General features: G+C 51.7%; 14 protein-coding genes. 8 read left to right on the plus strand and 6 right to left on the minus strand.

The features are described 5' to 3' along the window. Window positions 1-70 precede the first annotated feature (70 nt). Complete coding sequence (locus tag ING2E5A_RS08635) at window positions 71-1,435, minus strand: mechanosensitive ion channel family protein (protein WP_231960363.1); 1,365 nt, start codon at window positions 1,433-1,435, stop codon at window positions 71-73. A 219-nt stretch (window positions 1,436-1,654) separates the two neighbouring features. Here ING2E5A_RS08635 and ING2E5A_RS08640 point away from each other — a divergent pair, with 219 nt between their 5' ends. The 7 genes from ING2E5A_RS08640 to ING2E5A_RS08670 are packed head-to-tail and all read left to right on the plus strand — an operon-like array spanning window position 1,655 to window position 8,010. Continuing rightward, window positions 1,655-2,857, plus strand: a complete 1,203-nt coding sequence (locus ING2E5A_RS08640; protein WP_071137059.1) for a saccharopine dehydrogenase family protein — start codon at window positions 1,655-1,657, stop codon at window positions 2,855-2,857. 17 nt (window positions 2,858-2,874) lie between these two features. Then, entirely contained in the window at window positions 2,875-3,792 is a 918-nt protein-coding gene (gene pyrB, locus ING2E5A_RS08645) for an aspartate carbamoyltransferase (protein ID WP_071137060.1), read from the plus strand. A 31-nt stretch (window positions 3,793-3,823) separates the two neighbouring features. Continuing rightward, window positions 3,824-4,276: an aspartate carbamoyltransferase regulatory subunit gene (gene pyrI / locus ING2E5A_RS08650; RefSeq protein ID WP_071137061.1), complete on the plus strand. Its 453-nt coding sequence runs from the start codon at window positions 3,824-3,826 to the stop codon at window positions 4,274-4,276. Window positions 4,277-4,303: 27 nt separating this feature from the next. Continuing rightward, on the plus strand, window positions 4,304-4,867 hold the full coding sequence (locus ING2E5A_RS08655; RefSeq protein WP_071137062.1) for a flavin reductase family protein: 564 nt from the start codon (window positions 4,304-4,306) through the stop codon (window positions 4,865-4,867). A 26-nt stretch (window positions 4,868-4,893) separates the two neighbouring features. Further along, window positions 4,894-5,832, plus strand: a complete 939-nt coding sequence (gene metA, locus ING2E5A_RS08660; RefSeq protein ID WP_071137063.1) for a homoserine O-acetyltransferase MetA — start codon at window positions 4,894-4,896, stop codon at window positions 5,830-5,832. 19 nt (window positions 5,833-5,851) lie between these two features. After that, on the plus strand, window positions 5,852-7,699 hold the full coding sequence (locus tag ING2E5A_RS08665) for a peptidase U32 family protein (RefSeq protein WP_071138287.1): 1,848 nt from the start codon (window positions 5,852-5,854) through the stop codon (window positions 7,697-7,699). 8 nt (window positions 7,700-7,707) lie between these two features. Then, window positions 7,708-8,010: a rhodanese-like domain-containing protein gene (locus ING2E5A_RS08670; protein ID WP_071137064.1), complete on the plus strand. Its 303-nt coding sequence runs from the start codon at window positions 7,708-7,710 to the stop codon at window positions 8,008-8,010. Between the two features lie 7 nt (window positions 8,011-8,017). Here the strand turns inward: ING2E5A_RS08670 and lpdA are convergent, their stop codons facing one another. From lpdA to pdhA, 4 genes are read right to left on the minus strand one after another with little or no spacing between them, the layout of a single operon-like run. Then, window positions 8,018-9,364, minus strand: coding sequence for a dihydrolipoyl dehydrogenase (lpdA, locus tag ING2E5A_RS08675; RefSeq protein ID WP_071137065.1), 1,347 nt, complete (start codon window positions 9,362-9,364; stop codon window positions 8,018-8,020). A 21-nt stretch (window positions 9,365-9,385) separates the two neighbouring features. Further along, on the minus strand, window positions 9,386-10,663 hold the full coding sequence (locus tag ING2E5A_RS08680) for a dihydrolipoamide acetyltransferase family protein (RefSeq protein WP_071137066.1): 1,278 nt from the start codon (window positions 10,661-10,663) through the stop codon (window positions 9,386-9,388). A 12-nt stretch (window positions 10,664-10,675) separates the two neighbouring features. Further along, window positions 10,676-11,653 (minus strand): alpha-ketoacid dehydrogenase subunit beta, encoded by a 978-nt coding sequence (locus ING2E5A_RS08685; RefSeq protein ID WP_071137067.1) that lies wholly within the window; start codon window positions 11,651-11,653, stop codon window positions 10,676-10,678. Further along, window positions 11,650-12,735, minus strand: a complete 1,086-nt coding sequence (gene pdhA, locus ING2E5A_RS08690) for a pyruvate dehydrogenase (acetyl-transferring) E1 component subunit alpha (RefSeq protein WP_071137068.1) — start codon at window positions 12,733-12,735, stop codon at window positions 11,650-11,652. Before pdhA ends, ING2E5A_RS08685 begins: the two co-directional genes overlap by 4 nt. A gap of 350 nt (window positions 12,736-13,085) precedes the next feature. Between pdhA and ING2E5A_RS08695 the strand changes: the two genes are divergently transcribed. Further along, window positions 13,086-13,919: an ROK family protein gene (locus tag ING2E5A_RS08695; protein ID WP_071137069.1), complete on the plus strand. Its 834-nt coding sequence runs from the start codon at window positions 13,086-13,088 to the stop codon at window positions 13,917-13,919. Here ING2E5A_RS08695 and ING2E5A_RS08700 read toward each other — a convergent pair. After that, on the minus strand, window positions 13,913-15,970 hold the full coding sequence (locus tag ING2E5A_RS08700; RefSeq protein WP_071137070.1) for an acetate--CoA ligase family protein: 2,058 nt from the start codon (window positions 15,968-15,970) through the stop codon (window positions 13,913-13,915). The two genes, ING2E5A_RS08695 and ING2E5A_RS08700, sit on opposite strands and share 7 nt — an antisense overlap. Window positions 15,971-16,038: the final 68 nt, after the last annotated feature.

Raw genomic sequence — 16,038 nt, forward strand, 5'->3', positions numbered from 1 at the left:
TATTGAGATGCAAATGTACAAAACATTGCAAAGTTAACCCCTGTTTATTTGTCCCATTATTGGCTTTCATCTACTTTTTTACCGGTACCGGCATCTTTTCCGTATCCGTTTTTGCAGAACACATCCGTAAGGGATTGGATACATCCTCAAAAATTTCCAGACCGAAATAGGGGACAGCCGCCGTTACGTGATCGAAAATATCCGACATGATGTTCTCATATTCCGTCCAGCTGGTAGTCGCCGTAAAAAGATAAAGTTCCAGCGGCAGTCCCTGGGCGGTAGGAGCCAGCTGGCGTACCAAAAGCAAGAGTTCCTGATGTACCTGGGGATGGTTTTTCAGATACAACTCCACGTATTTTCTAAAAAGGCCCATGTTGGTAAAATTCCGACCGTTCAGGGGAAGGCTTCTGTCAGCACCCGTTGCGTCGTTGAACGAATCGATAATTTGTTTTCGCTCATCGATATAGCCTGAAAGAAGTTGTATTTTTCTGAAATGCTCCAGCTCCTCCTCGTTTACATAATGGATGGTGGATTGTTTTATGTTTATGGCTCTCTTGATACGCCGGCCACCCGCTTCAGTCATCCCGCGCCAGTTTTGAAATGCCTCCGTAACTAGAGAGTATGGAGGAATAGTGGTGATGGTTTTATCGAAGTTCAGGATCTTAACGGTTGTAAGGTTTATTTTGATCACGTCGCCGTCCACACCGTACTTGGGCATGGTTATCCAGTCACCGATGCGGACCATGTCGTTGGAAGACACCTGGATACTCGCCACAAGGCCCAGAATGGTATCCTTAAAAATCAACAGTAATATGGCTGATGCCGCACCCAGGCCAGCCAGGATAGTGGTTGGGGTTTTTCCGATAAAAAGAGATATAATGACGATGGCGCCAATGGCGTAGACAAATATCCGGATGAGTTGTCCGAAACTTTCCACCGGTTTATCCTTAAAGTTGTCTTTTGTTTTAAGGGTGTCTGTGAACGCATTAATAACCGACACGCTCAACCACATGAAATAAAAGACAAAAAACAGGTCGAACACTTTGAGCGAAAGCCTCATCGCAACAGGAAAATCGTTAAAGATAATTGGAATAGCTCCTTTGATTATGCTGATGGGGATGATCATCGCCAAGTACTTCGGGAACTTGTTGTTTATCAAGTGGCGGCTGATGGTCAGACGGTTTATTTTTACGGCTTTGTTGAGAATAACCGTAATAAGCTTGCGCAACATCGTTTGCATCACATACACGAGTACAACGAGAATGACAGACAGGAAGATAGAGTTGATAACCCCAATGTAGGTGTCCGGGACGCCTGTACCGTGAAGAAAATCCTTCGACCAACCGCTGATCAGGTTCGTTACTTGCTGCGAAAAACTCTCTACCCTGTCACTGGCTACGTTGTCTTTCAATTGTTCCATTTCGTCTTGTATCATAACGCTCTTTTAGTCTTTCCGTTTCTGAAATACAAAGGTAAACATTATTGGTATAGACAACCCTTTAAAACTCTAAATGAAGCTTAAATACCTATGAAAAAGAGGCTGTATTTAGCGAAATATGACGTATATTTGTGTCGTCGTTAGCGGAGAAGAGGCGCCAGGTTACATAGCACCGGCATTTTCAGATCCGACGAAACTAATCTAAAAAAAGTAAAAATGGGAAAAGTATTGATTATCGGTGCAGGCGGCGTAGGCACTGTTGTTGCAAACAAGGTAGCCCAGAACAGCCGGATTTTCACGGATATTATGCTGGCAAGCCGCACAAAGAGCAAGTGTGATGCCATTGCTGAAGATGTTAAACGGAGGACGGGCGTTACGATCAGGACAGCTCAGGTGGATGCCGACAACGTGCCGGAACTGACAGCACTCTTCAACATGTTCAAGCCGGAACTGGTTATAAACGTAGCGCTGCCCTACCAGGACCTGACCATCATGGACGCCTGCCTGGCATGCGGCGTCAACTATCTGGACACGGCCAACTATGAACCCAAGGATGAAGCCAAGTTCGAATATAAATGGCAGTGGGCCTATCAGGAGAGATTCCGCGAAGCTGGGCTGACAGCCATTCTCGGTTGCGGATTTGATCCGGGCGTAACCAGCATTTTTACTGCATACGCCGCCAAGCATCACTTCGACGAGATCCACTACCTCGATATAGTGGACTGCAACGCGGGCGACCATGGCAAAGCTTTCGCCACCAACTTCAACCCCGAAATAAACATCCGTGAGGTGACCCAGAAAGGGAAATACTGGGAAAACGGTCAATGGGTTGAAACCGAGCCGCACGAAATCCACAAGCCGCTCACCTACCCCAATATCGGGCCCAAGGAGTCCTACCTCATCTATCACGAGGAGCTGGAATCGCTTGTCAAGAACTTCCCCACCCTCAAACGTGCCCGTTTCTGGATGACCTTCGGCCAGGAGTACCTGACCCACCTGCGTGTAATCCAGAATATCGGGATGGCACGTATCGACGAAGTGGAGTATAACGGACAGAAGATCGTGCCGATCCAGTTTCTCAAGGCGGTCCTCCCCGATCCGGGTGAACTGGGAGAGAACTATACCGGCGAGACATCCATCGGCTGCCGCATCCGCGGAATCAAGGATGGCAAGGAGCGGACCTACTACATCTACAACAACTGCAGCCACCAGGCCGCCTATGAAGAGACAGGCGCCCAGGGTGTAAGCTACACCACAGGTGTTCCGGCAACCATCGGTGCAATGATGTTCATGCAGGGAATCTGGAAAAAGCCAGGCGTCTTCAACGTGGAGGAGTTTGATCCCGATCCGTTCATGGAACAGCTCAACAAGCAGGGATTGCCCTGGCATGAACTGTTCGACGTGGATCTGGAATTATGATATAAATCCGCACGCTTATGAAAACCAAGAGTTTAGTCTCCATCAGCGACTACAGCAAGGAGGATATTCTGAGAATACTGAAAGCAGCTGCAACGTTCAAGGCAAGACCCAACCGCGATCTATTAAAAGGGAGGGTGTGCGCCACGCTATTCTTCGAACCTTCCACTCGTACACGTTTAAGTTTCGAGACGGCTGTAAACCGCCTCAGGGGAAGGATTGTCGGGTTTTCAGATGCGTCCACCAGCAGCTCAACCAAAGGGGAGTCGCTGAAAGATACCATCATGATGGTGGGCAACTATGCCGATCTTATCATCATGCGGCACCACCTGGAGGGGTCGGCCCGCTATGCGTCGGAAGTATCACCGGTGCCGATCATCAATGCCGGCGACGGCTCCAACCAGCACCCTACGCAGACCATGCTCGACCTCTTCACCATCTACGAGACGCAAGGGAGAATGGAAAACCTCACCGTCACTATAGTAGGCGACCTGAAATATGGTCGTGCCGTTCACTCGCTGATCCAGGGGCTGTCGCACTTCAACCCCTCGTTCAATTTTGTGGCGCCAGACGAGTTGAAGATTCCGGATAAATATAAAACCTTCTGCGACAAGCTGAAGATCCCCTACAGGGAGTTCACCGAATTTTCGCCAGAAGCGGTCAATTCTGCCGATATCCTCTACATGACCAGGGTGCAACGTGAGCGGTTTACCGACCTGATGGAGTACGAGAAGGTAAAAAACATCTACGTTCTGCACAATGAGATGCTGAACGGATCAAAGGAGAACCTGAAGGTGCTCCATCCACTTCCCCGTGTGAAAGAGATCAGCCAGGACGTTGACGACAATCCCAAGGCATACTATTTTCAGCAGGCCGAAAATGGTGTCTATACACGTCAGGCGATCATCTGCGACTTACTGGACATTCCAATGGAGTGAGTGTTACCCGAAGTATAAACAGGTTAAGAAGATGGGAAAAGAATTACAAGTAGCAGCGCTAAAAAACGGAACGGCAATCGACCATATCCCCACCGAAGAGCTGTTCAAGGTGGTGACCCTGCTCCAGCTGCAAAAGCTGGGGAACCGGATCACCATCGGCAACAACTTGAAAAGCAACAAGATGGGAGTCAAGGGAATCATCAAGGTTTCCGATAAGTTTTTCAGGGAGGATGAGATAAACCGCATCGCACTGATTGCACCGAACGTCAATCTGAACATTATCCGGGATTATGAAGTTATCGAGAAGAAGAAGGTGACTCTTCCCGACGAGATCATCGAGATTGTAAGATGCAACAATCCGAAATGCATCACAAACAACGAACCGATGAAAACCCGTTTCGAAGTGGTGGACAAGGAGCGTGTGGTGCTGCAGTGCCACTACTGCGAGCTGAAGATCACGAAAGAGGAGATCGAACTGAAGTAACTCAATCCTTCGCAAGAGGCAAGTAGAATGAAACATAACTGGAAACCGGGAACGCTGATCTATCCCCTTCCCGCAGCGATGATATCCTGCGGCAGCCATCCCGAAGAGTACAATATAATCACAGTTAGCTGGCTCGGTACACTTTGTACCAATCCGCCAATCTGTTACATCTCTGTCCGGCCCGAACGGCACTCCTACGAAATCATCAGACGGAACATGGAGTTTGTGATCAACCTCACCACCGAAGCGCTTGCCCGTGCCACCGACTGGTGCGGAGTACGCTCGGGAAAGGATTACAACAAGTTCCAGGAGATGGGATTGACGCCAGGCAAAGCTGTGGCGGTAAGTGCCCCCATCATCGATGAGTCTCCGCTCTCCATCGAGTGCCGCGTAAAGGAGATCATCGCACTCGGTTCGCACGACATGTTTATTGCCGATGTAGTCAACGTACAGGCTGACGACAGATACTTTGATGCCGAAACCGGAAAATTCGACATGGAAAAGGCGAGACTCCTGGCCTACTCGCACGGCAACTATTACGGCTTGGGCGAGCATATCGGAAAATTCGGATGGAGTGTAAGAAAAAAATAGCAAAACGATAAGAGCAGATAAGTTATATGCCCGTAAATTTACCAGATAATCTCCCTGCAATTGAGATCCTGCGGAAAGAGCATATTTTTGTGATGAGCGACCTGCGTGCCTCCACACAGGATATCCGACCGTTGAGGATACTGATCCTCAACCTCATGCCGCTCAAGATAACCACCGAGACCGATCTGGTCAGACTCCTGTCCAATTCACCGTTGCAGATCGAGATAGAGTTCCTGGGATTGAAGTCCCACACCCCCAAGAACACCCCCATCGAACACCTGAAAACATTCTACAAGACGTTTGAGGAGGTGGAGGAGTGTTTTTACGACGGTTTTATCGTTACCGGGGCTCCGGTGGAGCTGTTGCCGTTTGAAGAGGTCCGTTACTGGAAAGAGCTGACCGGGATTTTCGATTGGGCACGCAAGCATGTCACCTCCACCTTCTACATCTGCTGGGCCGGCCAGGCAGCCATGCACCATTTCTACGGCATCCAGAAGTATCCGCTGGAGAAAAAGATGTTTGGCGTATTTTCACACACCGTAAACGACAAGTCGTTTCCGCTTTTCCGTGGGTTCGACGACCAGTTTTATGCTCCACACAGCCGCCACACAACGGTTTCTGCCGAAGAGATATCCCGGCAACCGGAGTTGACCATCCTCTCCCAGTCGGAAGAGGCTGGAGTCTACATTGTAGCTTCACGCGGCGGCCGCGAGTTCTATGTTACCGGCCACTCCGAATACTCCCCGCTCACGCTTCATAACGAATATCTCCGCGACAAGCAGAAGGGACTTGAATCGGTGGAACTTCCCAAGAACTACTATCAAGACAACGACCCGGAGAAAGAGCCGGTAGTCCGCTGGAGAAGCCACGCAAATCTTTTGTTTATAAATTGGCTGAACTACTTTGTATATCAGGAAACTCCGTTCGAACTTGAAAAGATAAGCGAGCTGGGTGAGCTATCCTAGTTCCATCCGGATGCAGGGAATGATGAGACCACGTGCCATAGAGTTGCTGGCTCCGGCCAAGAATAAGGAGATTGGGAAGGAGGCCATTCTGCATGGTGCCGATGCGGTCTATATCGGCGTTGCCGGTTTCAGTGCACGGATGGCGGCAGGAAACAGCGTCGGGGAGATTGCCGAGCTGGTGGAGTTTGCCCACGGTTACAATGCCCGCGTATATGCTGCACTGAACACCATCATTTACGAACATGAGCTCCCGCAGGTGGAGAGAGTGATCCGGGAACTCTATCGCATCAATACCGATGCCCTGATCATACAGGACATGGGTATCCTGCAGCTCGACCTGCCCCCAATTCCACTCCACGCCAGTACCCAGACCGACAACCGTACGGTTGAGAAGGTGAAGTTTCTGGAGAAGGCCGGATTCACGCAGGTGGTACTTGCCCGGGAGCTATCACTGGCGGAGATTGCCACGATCTCGGCAGAAACCGAAGTGGTGCTCGAGGCGTTTGTACACGGTGCGTTATGTGTCTCCTACAGCGGTCAATGCTACATCAGCCACGCCATTACTGGCCGTAGTGCAAACCGGGGGGAGTGTGCCCAGATCTGCCGTCTCCCTTTCGATCTGCAGGATGCCGACGGACGCATCATCCAGAAAAATAGACACCTGCTCTCCCTGAAAGATCTTAATCGTTACGACAACCTGGAACAGTTGCTGGATGCCGGAGTTTCGTCGCTCAAAATTGAGGGAAGACTGAAGGATGTTGTCTATGTCAAGAATGTGGTGGCTGCCTACCGACAGCGACTCGACACCATCTTCAGCAGGCGGCCGGAATATGTACGGGCCTCATCGGGCAGCAGCGAGATCCGCTTCACGCCCAATCTGTCGAAAAGTTTCAACCGGGGTTTCACCTCCTATTTTCTCAACGGCAGGCAGCGCGACATCGGTTCGCCCGACTCCCCAAAATCGATCGGTGAGTTTTTAGGAGAGGTGGAGTCTCATAACCGGAACTGTTTCTCATTGAAGAGAGCACCCCTGATCCATAACGGCGACGGATTGTGCTATCTGGACAAAAATGGCCTGAACGGCTTTCGTGTAAACCGATCGGAAGGCAGGAGAATATTTCCGGCCGTGATGCCGGAACTCTCCATCGGCACAAAAATATACCGGAACTACGATCACCAATTCGAAAGCCTCTTAAGCCAGAAAACGGCCACCAGGAAGATCGGGGCAGAGATTATTCTCCGGGAGATCTCGTTCGGATTTGCATTGCAAATCTCGGATGAGGAGCACTGTTCCTATACATGTTCGGTGCCATTTGAAAAAGTGGCCGCAACGAAACCGCAACAGGAGAACATCCGCATCCAGCTCTCCAAAACCGGAGAGACCCTGTTCGCCATCAAAAACGTGAAGATCCAATTTTCGGAAGAGTGGTTCATCCCCTCGTCGTTGCTGGGAGAATGGCGAAAGAGACTGGTTGCAGGATTGCTGTCGGCCAGGAAGATCAACTACAGGCAGCGGCTCAGTCCCCTCCGACCAACTACAGAGCCCTTTCCTGAAAAAAGCGTGACATACCTGGGCAACGTCTCCAACTCAAAGAGCCGCTCTTTTTACATACAACACCGGAGTGATGTTTTTCAGCCCGCCTTTGAACAAGTTCAGCAGAAAAACGTTCCACTCATGTTCACCAGACATTGCATCAAGTACGCGATGGGCTGGTGTCCTCGCGAAACAAAAGAGAGGTCAGGTTTCCGCGAGCCCTACTACCTGGTAACCCGGCAGAACCGGCTGAAACTTACGTTCGATTGCCGAAAATGCGAGATGCTGGTTTCGCTTGAAGATCGGCAGGTAGCAACCACAACAAACCCATAACAAGAGATATGTCACAAACTGTACAATCACTCTCCCCCGCGGCGTTCAAAGCGGTCATTGCAGACAAGAGCGTTCAGCTGGTTGATGTCCGCACCGCCCAGGAATATGCCCAGGGTACCATTGAGCATGCCCTGCTGATGGATGTATCCTCAGTAGATTTTGAACAGGAGATCGAAAAACTGGACAGCAGCTCTCCCGTTGCGGTTTTCTGCCATAGCGGTGTACGTAGCCTCTATGCCGCCACGGTACTGGCGGAGAGAGGATTTCCCGCCATCTACAACCTGACAGGCGGGATCATCAACTGGCAATAGCTCTCTCTTATTTGTGGATAGCTCTATCCATGGCATCGAATCCGGCTTCAAAAAAGATCTCCGAAACCGTGGGATGGGCGTGGATCGTATTGGCCACATCATACACCGTAGCCTCTCCCTTCAGGTAGGCGCCCGCCTCGGCAATCATGTCGGTTGCGTTCTCCGCCACAATCTGCACCCCGAGCACCTCTCCGTACCGCTTTTCGGAAAGCAACCGGATGAAACCTTCCGTATTGTTTTCAATTAACGCCTTCCCGTTGGCCGAGAGCGGGAACTCGCTTATTTTATACTCGTAGCCCTCCTCCCTTATCCGCTCTTCCGTCATCCCGATCTGTGCGACCTCGGGAGTAGTGTAGATGTTTATCGGATAGGTGGAGTAATCGAAATGGGCATCTATCCCCTTGATCGTGTTTATCACGTGGATCCCCTGTGCAGAGGCCATATGCGCCAGAAAACTCTTCCCGGTCACATCGCCAATGGCATAGAGGCCATCAATATTGGTCCGGAACCGGTCGTCCGTCTTGATGAATCCCCGGTCGGTCAGCTGAAGCGGCGCTTCGCTCTCCGGAATAACCGCCTTGCGTGAATTGCAGTTGACAATCAGTTCGCATTTGATCTTCTTGTCGCCAACAACCAGGTGCCCCTCCGCATATTTTTCAGGATAGCCCTCCTTGATCAGCTCGATCTTGTCAGAGGCCAGTCTTCTGGTGACCTCTTCAACCAGATAAGCATCCAGCCCGTCGAGGAAGTAATTGCTGTTGGTCACCAGTGTCACCCTCCTGCCGATAAGCCGGAAGAACTGGGCCATCTCTACAGTGGAGACATGGTTACCGGTAACCACGATATTTTCCGGAAAACTCTCCTGTTCAAACAGCCTCTCCATCTCCACGACGGGTGCATCGAGAAAGGCATCGCCCATCGGTTTCGGTCTTGAGCCGGTCGCAATGATGATCTGCCCGGCAGTGATCCTCCGGTCGCCAACCCACACCGAGCGGTCCGTTCCAATCCTGGCTACACCGTCGATCAGCTCCACGCCGTTCTTCTTCAGCAGGAAATTTACCCCCGCCGTCAACTTCCGGGTAATCCGTTTCGATCTCCCCTTCACCTTCTCCCAGTTAAAAGCCAGCTTGTCGACCACTACCCCGTCAATGCCGAATTCGGCAATCTCCTTCAGCTTGTGGAACCGTCTTGCGCTCTCGAGCAGCACCTTTGTGGGTATACAGCCCCAGTTGAGACACATGCCCCCGATATACCGTCTCTCCACGACAGCGACCTTGAGACCGACCTGACCCGCCCTGATGGCGGCAACATATCCGGCAGGACCGGCACCGATTATCAAAACGTCATAATCCATAAGATACTCACTTTTATCTGTTTACACCTCCATCAGCAGTTCCATGGGATCGGCAAGATAGCTTATCACCTTGTTGACGAACCGGGTAACCTCTCCTCCGTCTACAATGCGGTGGTCGACCGATACCGACAATGCCATGAGATGACCGGCAACCACGTCATCTCCTTTCACGACGGGACTCTTCCGTATCCGGCCCACCCCCAGGATGGCCGCCTGCGGGTAGTTGATCACCGGTGTGCCGAAAATGCCGCCGATAGAGCCAAAGTTTGTAATGGTAAAGGTGCCTCCCTTCATATCCTCCAGGGTCAGCTCCCGGTTCCGGGCCTTCTCCGATATCTCGCCGATCCGTCTGGCAATTTCAAAGATGGAGAGCCGGTCGGCATCCCGGACTACCGGAACCACAAGCCCGGCAGGGGTATCCACCGCCAGTCCGATATTGTAGCGGTTATTGAATATCATCCTGTCATTCTCCATGTCGATCTGGGAATTGAGTTGCCGGTGCTGCTTCAGGGCATTGACCACCGCCTTCACGACAAAGGCCAGATAGGTCAGCTTAACCCCTTTGGCGGCATATTTATCCTTGTATCTCTCCCGTACCCTTATCAGATCGGATATCTCCACCTCTTCGAACAGCGACATGTGTGCCGCGTTATGCTTCGACAGGATCATGTTCCGGGCAATCGTCTTCCGTATCTGGGAAAGAGGTTCATAGGTCACCTCGTCCGCTTCCAACGGCAGTGAAGGTTTCGATTCAGGTTTCCTGAAGGCCTTGTGGTTGACGATATCTGCTTTGGTGACCCTTCCGGAGGGACCGGTTCCGTGCACCTCGCTTATGTCGATGCCCAGCTCCTTGGCCATGGCCCGGGCAACAGGCGTGGAGAGCACCTTGTGGCGCGATTGCTGCTTGACGACCGGTCTGCCGGTCACCCCTTCGCTGCTGGCTGGCAGAATTGCTGAATGGGATGCCACCTCCATCGTTCCCACTACCGTCTCGGCCTTCTCTTCAGGTTCAGGAACAGATCCACTTTTCGCCTCGGCCTGTGCCGCCTCCGCAAATACCCCCTCGATCTCGATCTCGACCAACGGGCTGCCCACCCTGACCACGTCGCCCACCTCGCCAAACCGGGCTGCAATCGTACCTGTTTTCGGCGACGGGATATCGGCCACCACCTTGTCGGTCTCCATCTTCACCAGGGGATCACCCGTGCTTACAGTCTGACCCTTGGTCACGTACCACTCCAGGATTGTTCCCTCCTCGAGCCCCTCCCCGATATCGGGGAAATTAAAAATATATCTCATCTGATTGCAGATTTAGAAATTAACCGTCTTTTCAATTTCGTAAAATATCTTCTCGGGCGTTATCATGAAATATTTTTCTCCTTGAGCAAGCGGAATAATCGTATCAAAGCCCATCACCCTCCTGGGTGGAGCCTCCAGATAGAGGAAAGCCTCCTCGTTGGCAATGGCTATCAGCTCGGAGCCGACACTGAACGACCGTTGTGCCTCGGCCACAACTACCAACCGGCCTGTCTTGCGCAGCGAATTGCGGATCGTCTCCCTGTCGATCGGATAGATTGTCCTCAGATCGATCAGCTCTACCGATATTCCTGCCTCCTTGGCCATGACCATCGCCCGCTGGCATTCACGGACCATCGCACCGAATGCCACCACGGTGACGTCGCTGCCTTCGGCAAGCAGACTGGCTTTTCCAATGGGAATGGTGAATTTTTCGGTACTCACCTCCTGCTTGATGGCCCGGTAGATCCGTTTGGGCTCCATAAAGATGACCGGATCGTCACTCTCGATGGCCGAAATCAGCAATCCTTTCGCATCGTGCGGAGTAGAGGGAATCACCACTTTCAATCCAGGAATATGGCTGTAGAGCGATTCGGGACTCTCCGAATGGTGCTCGATCGCATTGATGCCTCCACCATAAGGGAACCGGATTACCATGGGAACCTTGAACCGTCCACGAGAACGGTTGTGCATGCGCGACACATTGGAGATGATCTGGTTGAATGCCGGATAGGAAAACCCTTCGAACTGCATCTCTACCACCGGTCGCAAGCCCGAAAGCGCCATTCCCAGTCCGGTCCCCACAATTGCCGATTCGGCCAGGGGAGAATCGAAGACGCGCTCCACTCCATACTTCTTCTGCAAACCCTCGGTTACGCGGAATACTCCACCCACAACACCTACATCCTCTCCGTAGACCACAACACGTTTATCTTCAGCAAGCTTGATGTCCAGGGCGTTGTTGATCGCCTGAACCATTGTCATCACACTCATTTCCGATTTCCTTTCCAAAGTAAAAACTGTTGATACTCCTCCTTCTGTCTTCTAAGGTCGTCAGGCATCTCCGCATAGTTGTATTCAAACACCTCTTCAAGGGAGTAACCTACATTTTCGGCCTCGACGAACTGCTTCTCCACCTCTTTCTTGTAGCATTCACTCAGTTCATCTTCGTTCACCCGCCATATCCCACGCTTCTCCATATACATCTTCAGCCGCAACAGCGGATCCGACAATTTCCACTTTTCCTCCTCCTCTCTTGTCCGGTAGCGTGTGGGGTCGTCAGATGTGGTGTGAGCTCCGCAGCGGTAGGTGACCGCCTCGATCAGCACCGGACCCTTTCCTGTCCGGGCATGCTCCGATGCCTGCTGGTAGGCCAGATACATGGCAAAGAAGTCGTTCCCGTCGACCTTGATCCCCGGAATGCCGAATGCGATCGATTTCACGGCCAGGTTCAACGAGCGGGTTTGAGTGGAGACAGGGACGGAGATGGCATATTGGTTATTCTGGATGGTAAAGACCACCGGAACCTGCCATACGCCGGCAAAATTCAAAGCCTCGCTGAAATCACCCTCCGAGGTGCCCCCGTCACCGATATAGGTAAATACCACGTCCGGCTCCTTCCGGTATTTGATGGAGTAACCGATCCCTACGGCATGAGGCAACTGTGTGCCAATGGGAACATTGATCGGCAATACCCGCGGGGCATTCTTGAAGTTACTCCCCTGTTCGTTCCCGTTGTAGTAGAGGAAGATCTCTTTCATGCTGACCCCCTTTGCCAGCATCACCCCCACCTCCCTGAAGGCAGGCACGAGCCAGTCGTTCTCTCGGATTACCTCGCCGGCTGCTATGTGGATAGCCTCCTGCCCCTTGTTGGGGGGATAGGTGAACATGCGACCCTGTCGTTGGAAAGAGACGGCCATCTCGTCGGCTACCCGTTCAAAAAACATCGCTTTCCATGCCTCTGCAATGGTGTCGTCTGATATATCCGGAAACAGGTCGGGCCGGATTACATTGCCATCATTGTCAATAATCCGGAGCATCCTGTCTTCCATCGGATTAAACTCTTCAAATATCATGTAGCTATTTATTAATGAATGCGCGAATTTCCACAATCCCGGCACTGTCCGGAAAGTGTCTCGTCAGCGGGACTGCTTTGAAGTGAAACACACGCAACTGAAATGTATAAAATGATTCCTAAAATGTCAAAACTACTGACTATAACGAATAACTTCGGTTAAGGTTTGCACGGAAGAGAAATTTATTCATTTTCCAAGATTGGGGCAACCTCTCTCCCGAAGTATATATCCAGACACTTCACCCTTATATAGAGATAGTTAACCCGAAAATCGGAAAGAGTTGCATCTAGATTAGAATTACTCGCCAATTTTATTTAGTTTTGCATGTCTGAACCATAAAAAAACATCACATGAAACAGATCATCGGAATAGATTTAGGCGGCACCACCATTAAGGGGGGGTTGATCGCGGGAGAAAAGCTGGTAAGAGAAGAGGTGGCAGATACCAGGGCTGAAGAGGGCGGTGAAGTCACCCTCGCAGTGCTGAAAGAGGTTATCGGCAGATTGAAAACCGAAGATACCAGCGCCATCGGGATCGGCGTGCCCAGTGTAGTGGACCGCACAAGGGGGGTCGTATACAACGTACAGAACATCAGAAATTGGGAGGAGATACACCTGAAAAAGTTACTGGTGAACGAGTTCGGTCTGCCTGTCCATATCGACAACGATGCAAACTGTTTTGCCAAGGGAGAACGGATCTACGGAGTTGGCCGCAATTTTGAAAATTTTGTGGGCATAACCCTGGGAACCGGTGTGGGAGGTGGAATAATCCAGAGAGGGGAGTTGCTGAGCGACGCCAACTGCGGATCGGGAGAATTCGGTGAGATGCCCTACCTCGACGGTATCCTCGAGCAGTATTGCGGCAGCTTCTTCTTTAGCACCAACTATGGAACAACGGGGTATGAAGTTGCCCTTAAAGCGGGAGAAAACGATAAAGAGGCTCTGGGGATCATGCACGAGTATGGAAAACATATTGCCGCGCTGGTGAAAATGATTGTTCTCACCGTAGATCCGCAGGCCATTATCTTTGGGGGTGCGATCGCCCGGTCGCTCCCGCTGTTCCGTGATTCGATGTACGAACACCTGAGCAGTTTTCCCTATCCCAATTCAATCAAGAAACTCCAAATATTGCAATCGGAACTGAACCATCCGGGAATCCTGGGGGCCGCAGCATTGTGTTATTGAGCTCCCCCCATCCTGATCACCACATCCACGGCCGAGAGATGTCGCCCATGCCCGATTAGCGGATTGAGGTCCATCTCTTCAATCTCCGGAACCAGCGTCAGGAGGCCGGATACTTTGCATATCACATCGGCAAGGACCTCCTCGCTGATGCCCTCTTTACCGCGGGCGCCCTGGAGCAGCTTGTAGGACTTCAACGAGCGGATCATCTGCAGCGCCTCCGACATGCCAACCGGCGCCAGTGCGTATTGGATGTCGTTGAGTATCTCTACGAAAATTCCGCCCAGACCGCAGGTGATGAGATGACCGAAGCACGGTTCTTTCTTCACTCCCACAAACAGTTCAAGTCCACGTTCCATCTGGCAGAGTTCAACACCGGTGGCATCTTTTATCCCGATCAGCCGGGAGAAGTGGGTACGGACGGCATCAGGAGTTGTCACATCCAGCACGACACCGCCCACATCCGATTTATGGAGAGGTCCCACCACTTTCATCACCAACGGAAAACCGATCTTCCTGGCAGCATCCATCGCCTCCGTCTCGGAGGAGGTCATCAGGTGCATGGGACGTTTCACCTCCATCAAATCGAGCAGTTCAAAACCTGTCCGGATATCAACCAGACCTTTTCGTCCCTTCAGCAACTCGCTGATTTTCTCAGCATTTTTCAACCTTACACCCTCCATTTCCGTTACAGGTGCAACATACCGGCTTTCACTCAGCAGCGCATTTCCCAGCAGATACTCATCGTCGAATAAAACACCCCCCGCCTGCACAAACTGATCCATCTCCTCCTTCGCGTTCAGTATGGATGGCAATATGGTATAGACCGGTTTGCGGCAGATGTTTTGCTGTTCGCGTATCACCCGGTAAACGTCGATATTGGAGAAGAGGCCCGGGCTGCCGAAAATGACCACCATCCCGTCGATCGTATCCAGTCCCTCACAAAAGGTGATGCATCTCTCCAACTGCTCAGCTGTCCCTGTGGCCAGAATGTCAATTGGGTTGGCTGTAGATGCCCCCTCGAACAGCTCCTCCCTCAACCCCTGCATCAACTCGTCGGACAAGCGGGGAACCTCCATTCCGCCGGTAGAGAGCAGATCGGTAAGCATCACCCCGGGTCCTCCGGCATGGGTGATGATTGCAATCCGCTTCCCTTTCAGCCTGGGGTGCTGAAAGAGTGCCCCCATGGCGGTCAATTCACTGCGGCTGTTACACCTGATAATGCCGGCTTTCCTGAAGAGGGCATCCACAGCCATGTCGGAATTGAGCATTGCACCGGTATGCGATGCGGCGGCACGGCCACCGGCATCGGATATCCCCGACTTTACGGCAGCGATGCGACACCCCTTGGCGACCAGTTCCCGGGCAGATCTCAGCAGTAGCTGCGGTTTCCGGATGCTCTCGATGTAGATCAGGATAGATTGGGGTGATCTGCCATGCTCGTAGGTATCGTTTAGGTACTCCAGCACATCATCCACACAGGTATGTCCCCCGTTTCCCACCGAAAATATGGAGGAGAAGGCGAGCCCCTTGCTCAATGCCGATTCCAGGATAAAGACAGAGGTTGCTCCGGAACTGGAAACAAGAGCTGCTCCTCCCCACTCCATCTCAGGTACGGGAGAGATAAAGACCGACTGGTGATAGGGATTCATCACCCCGATGCAGTTGGGACCGATAAGGGTAGCCTGGTGCCTCTCTGCCAGACGCGACATCTCCTGCTCCATCTTCCTGCCCATGGGACCCATCTCTGAGAATCCGGCAGAGAGTACAATAACAGCTTTTGTACCTTTCTCCTCGAGCAGACCTTTTACTGCAGGGAGAGAGAGTTTGGCCGGAATGGCCAGGATGGCCAGATCGGTTTGAGGCAGATCCGATATGCTCTTGAAGGTTGGCACGCCCTGGATCCTCTCATGTTTTGGGTTCACGGCATAGAGCTCTCCATCAAAGTTTCCGTTCTTGATGTTGTAAAGCACCTTTCCGCCGGGTTTCCCGAGATTGTCGGAGGCTCCTACCACGGCAATGCTTTTCGGCTTTATCAGTTGCGGTGTTATCATATCATTCAACCGTTAGCGACCGGAAGGGTGTAATCGAAGTATCATTTAGAAAGTTCAAAGTTACAATT

Source organism: Petrimonas mucosa (assembly GCF_900095795.1).
GTDB lineage: Bacteria > Bacteroidota > Bacteroidia > Bacteroidales > Dysgonomonadaceae > Petrimonas > Petrimonas mucosa.

Coding starts and splice junctions, on each gene's coding strand:
- ING2E5A_RS08700 (WP_071137070.1), bottom strand. CDS start 15,970: ATGATAACACCGCAACTGATAAAGCCGAAAAGCATTGCCGTGGTAGGA.
- ING2E5A_RS08635 (WP_231960363.1), bottom strand. CDS start 1,435: ATGATACAAGACGAAATGGAACAATTGAAAGACAACGTAGCCAGTGAC.
- lpdA (WP_071137065.1), bottom strand. CDS start 9,364: ATGGATTATGACGTTTTGATAATCGGTGCCGGTCCTGCCGGATATGTT.
- ING2E5A_RS08640 (WP_071137059.1), top strand. CDS start 1,655: ATGGGAAAAGTATTGATTATCGGTGCAGGCGGCGTAGGCACTGTTGTT.
- pdhA (WP_071137068.1), bottom strand. CDS start 12,735: ATGATATTTGAAGAGTTTAATCCGATGGAAGACAGGATGCTCCGGATT.
- pyrB (WP_071137060.1), top strand. CDS start 2,875: ATGAAAACCAAGAGTTTAGTCTCCATCAGCGACTACAGCAAGGAGGAT.
- metA (WP_071137063.1), top strand. CDS start 4,894: ATGCCCGTAAATTTACCAGATAATCTCCCTGCAATTGAGATCCTGCGG.
- ING2E5A_RS08680 (WP_071137066.1), bottom strand. CDS start 10,663: ATGAGATATATTTTTAATTTCCCCGATATCGGGGAGGGGCTCGAGGAG.
- pyrI (WP_071137061.1), top strand. CDS start 3,824: ATGGGAAAAGAATTACAAGTAGCAGCGCTAAAAAACGGAACGGCAATC.
- ING2E5A_RS08655 (WP_071137062.1), top strand. CDS start 4,304: ATGAAACATAACTGGAAACCGGGAACGCTGATCTATCCCCTTCCCGCA.
- ING2E5A_RS08695 (WP_071137069.1), top strand. CDS start 13,086: ATGAAACAGATCATCGGAATAGATTTAGGCGGCACCACCATTAAGGGG.
- ING2E5A_RS08665 (WP_071138287.1), top strand. CDS start 5,852: ATGATGAGACCACGTGCCATAGAGTTGCTGGCTCCGGCCAAGAATAAG.
- ING2E5A_RS08685 (WP_071137067.1), bottom strand. CDS start 11,653: ATGAGTGTGATGACAATGGTTCAGGCGATCAACAACGCCCTGGACATC.
- ING2E5A_RS08670 (WP_071137064.1), top strand. CDS start 7,708: ATGTCACAAACTGTACAATCACTCTCCCCCGCGGCGTTCAAAGCGGTC.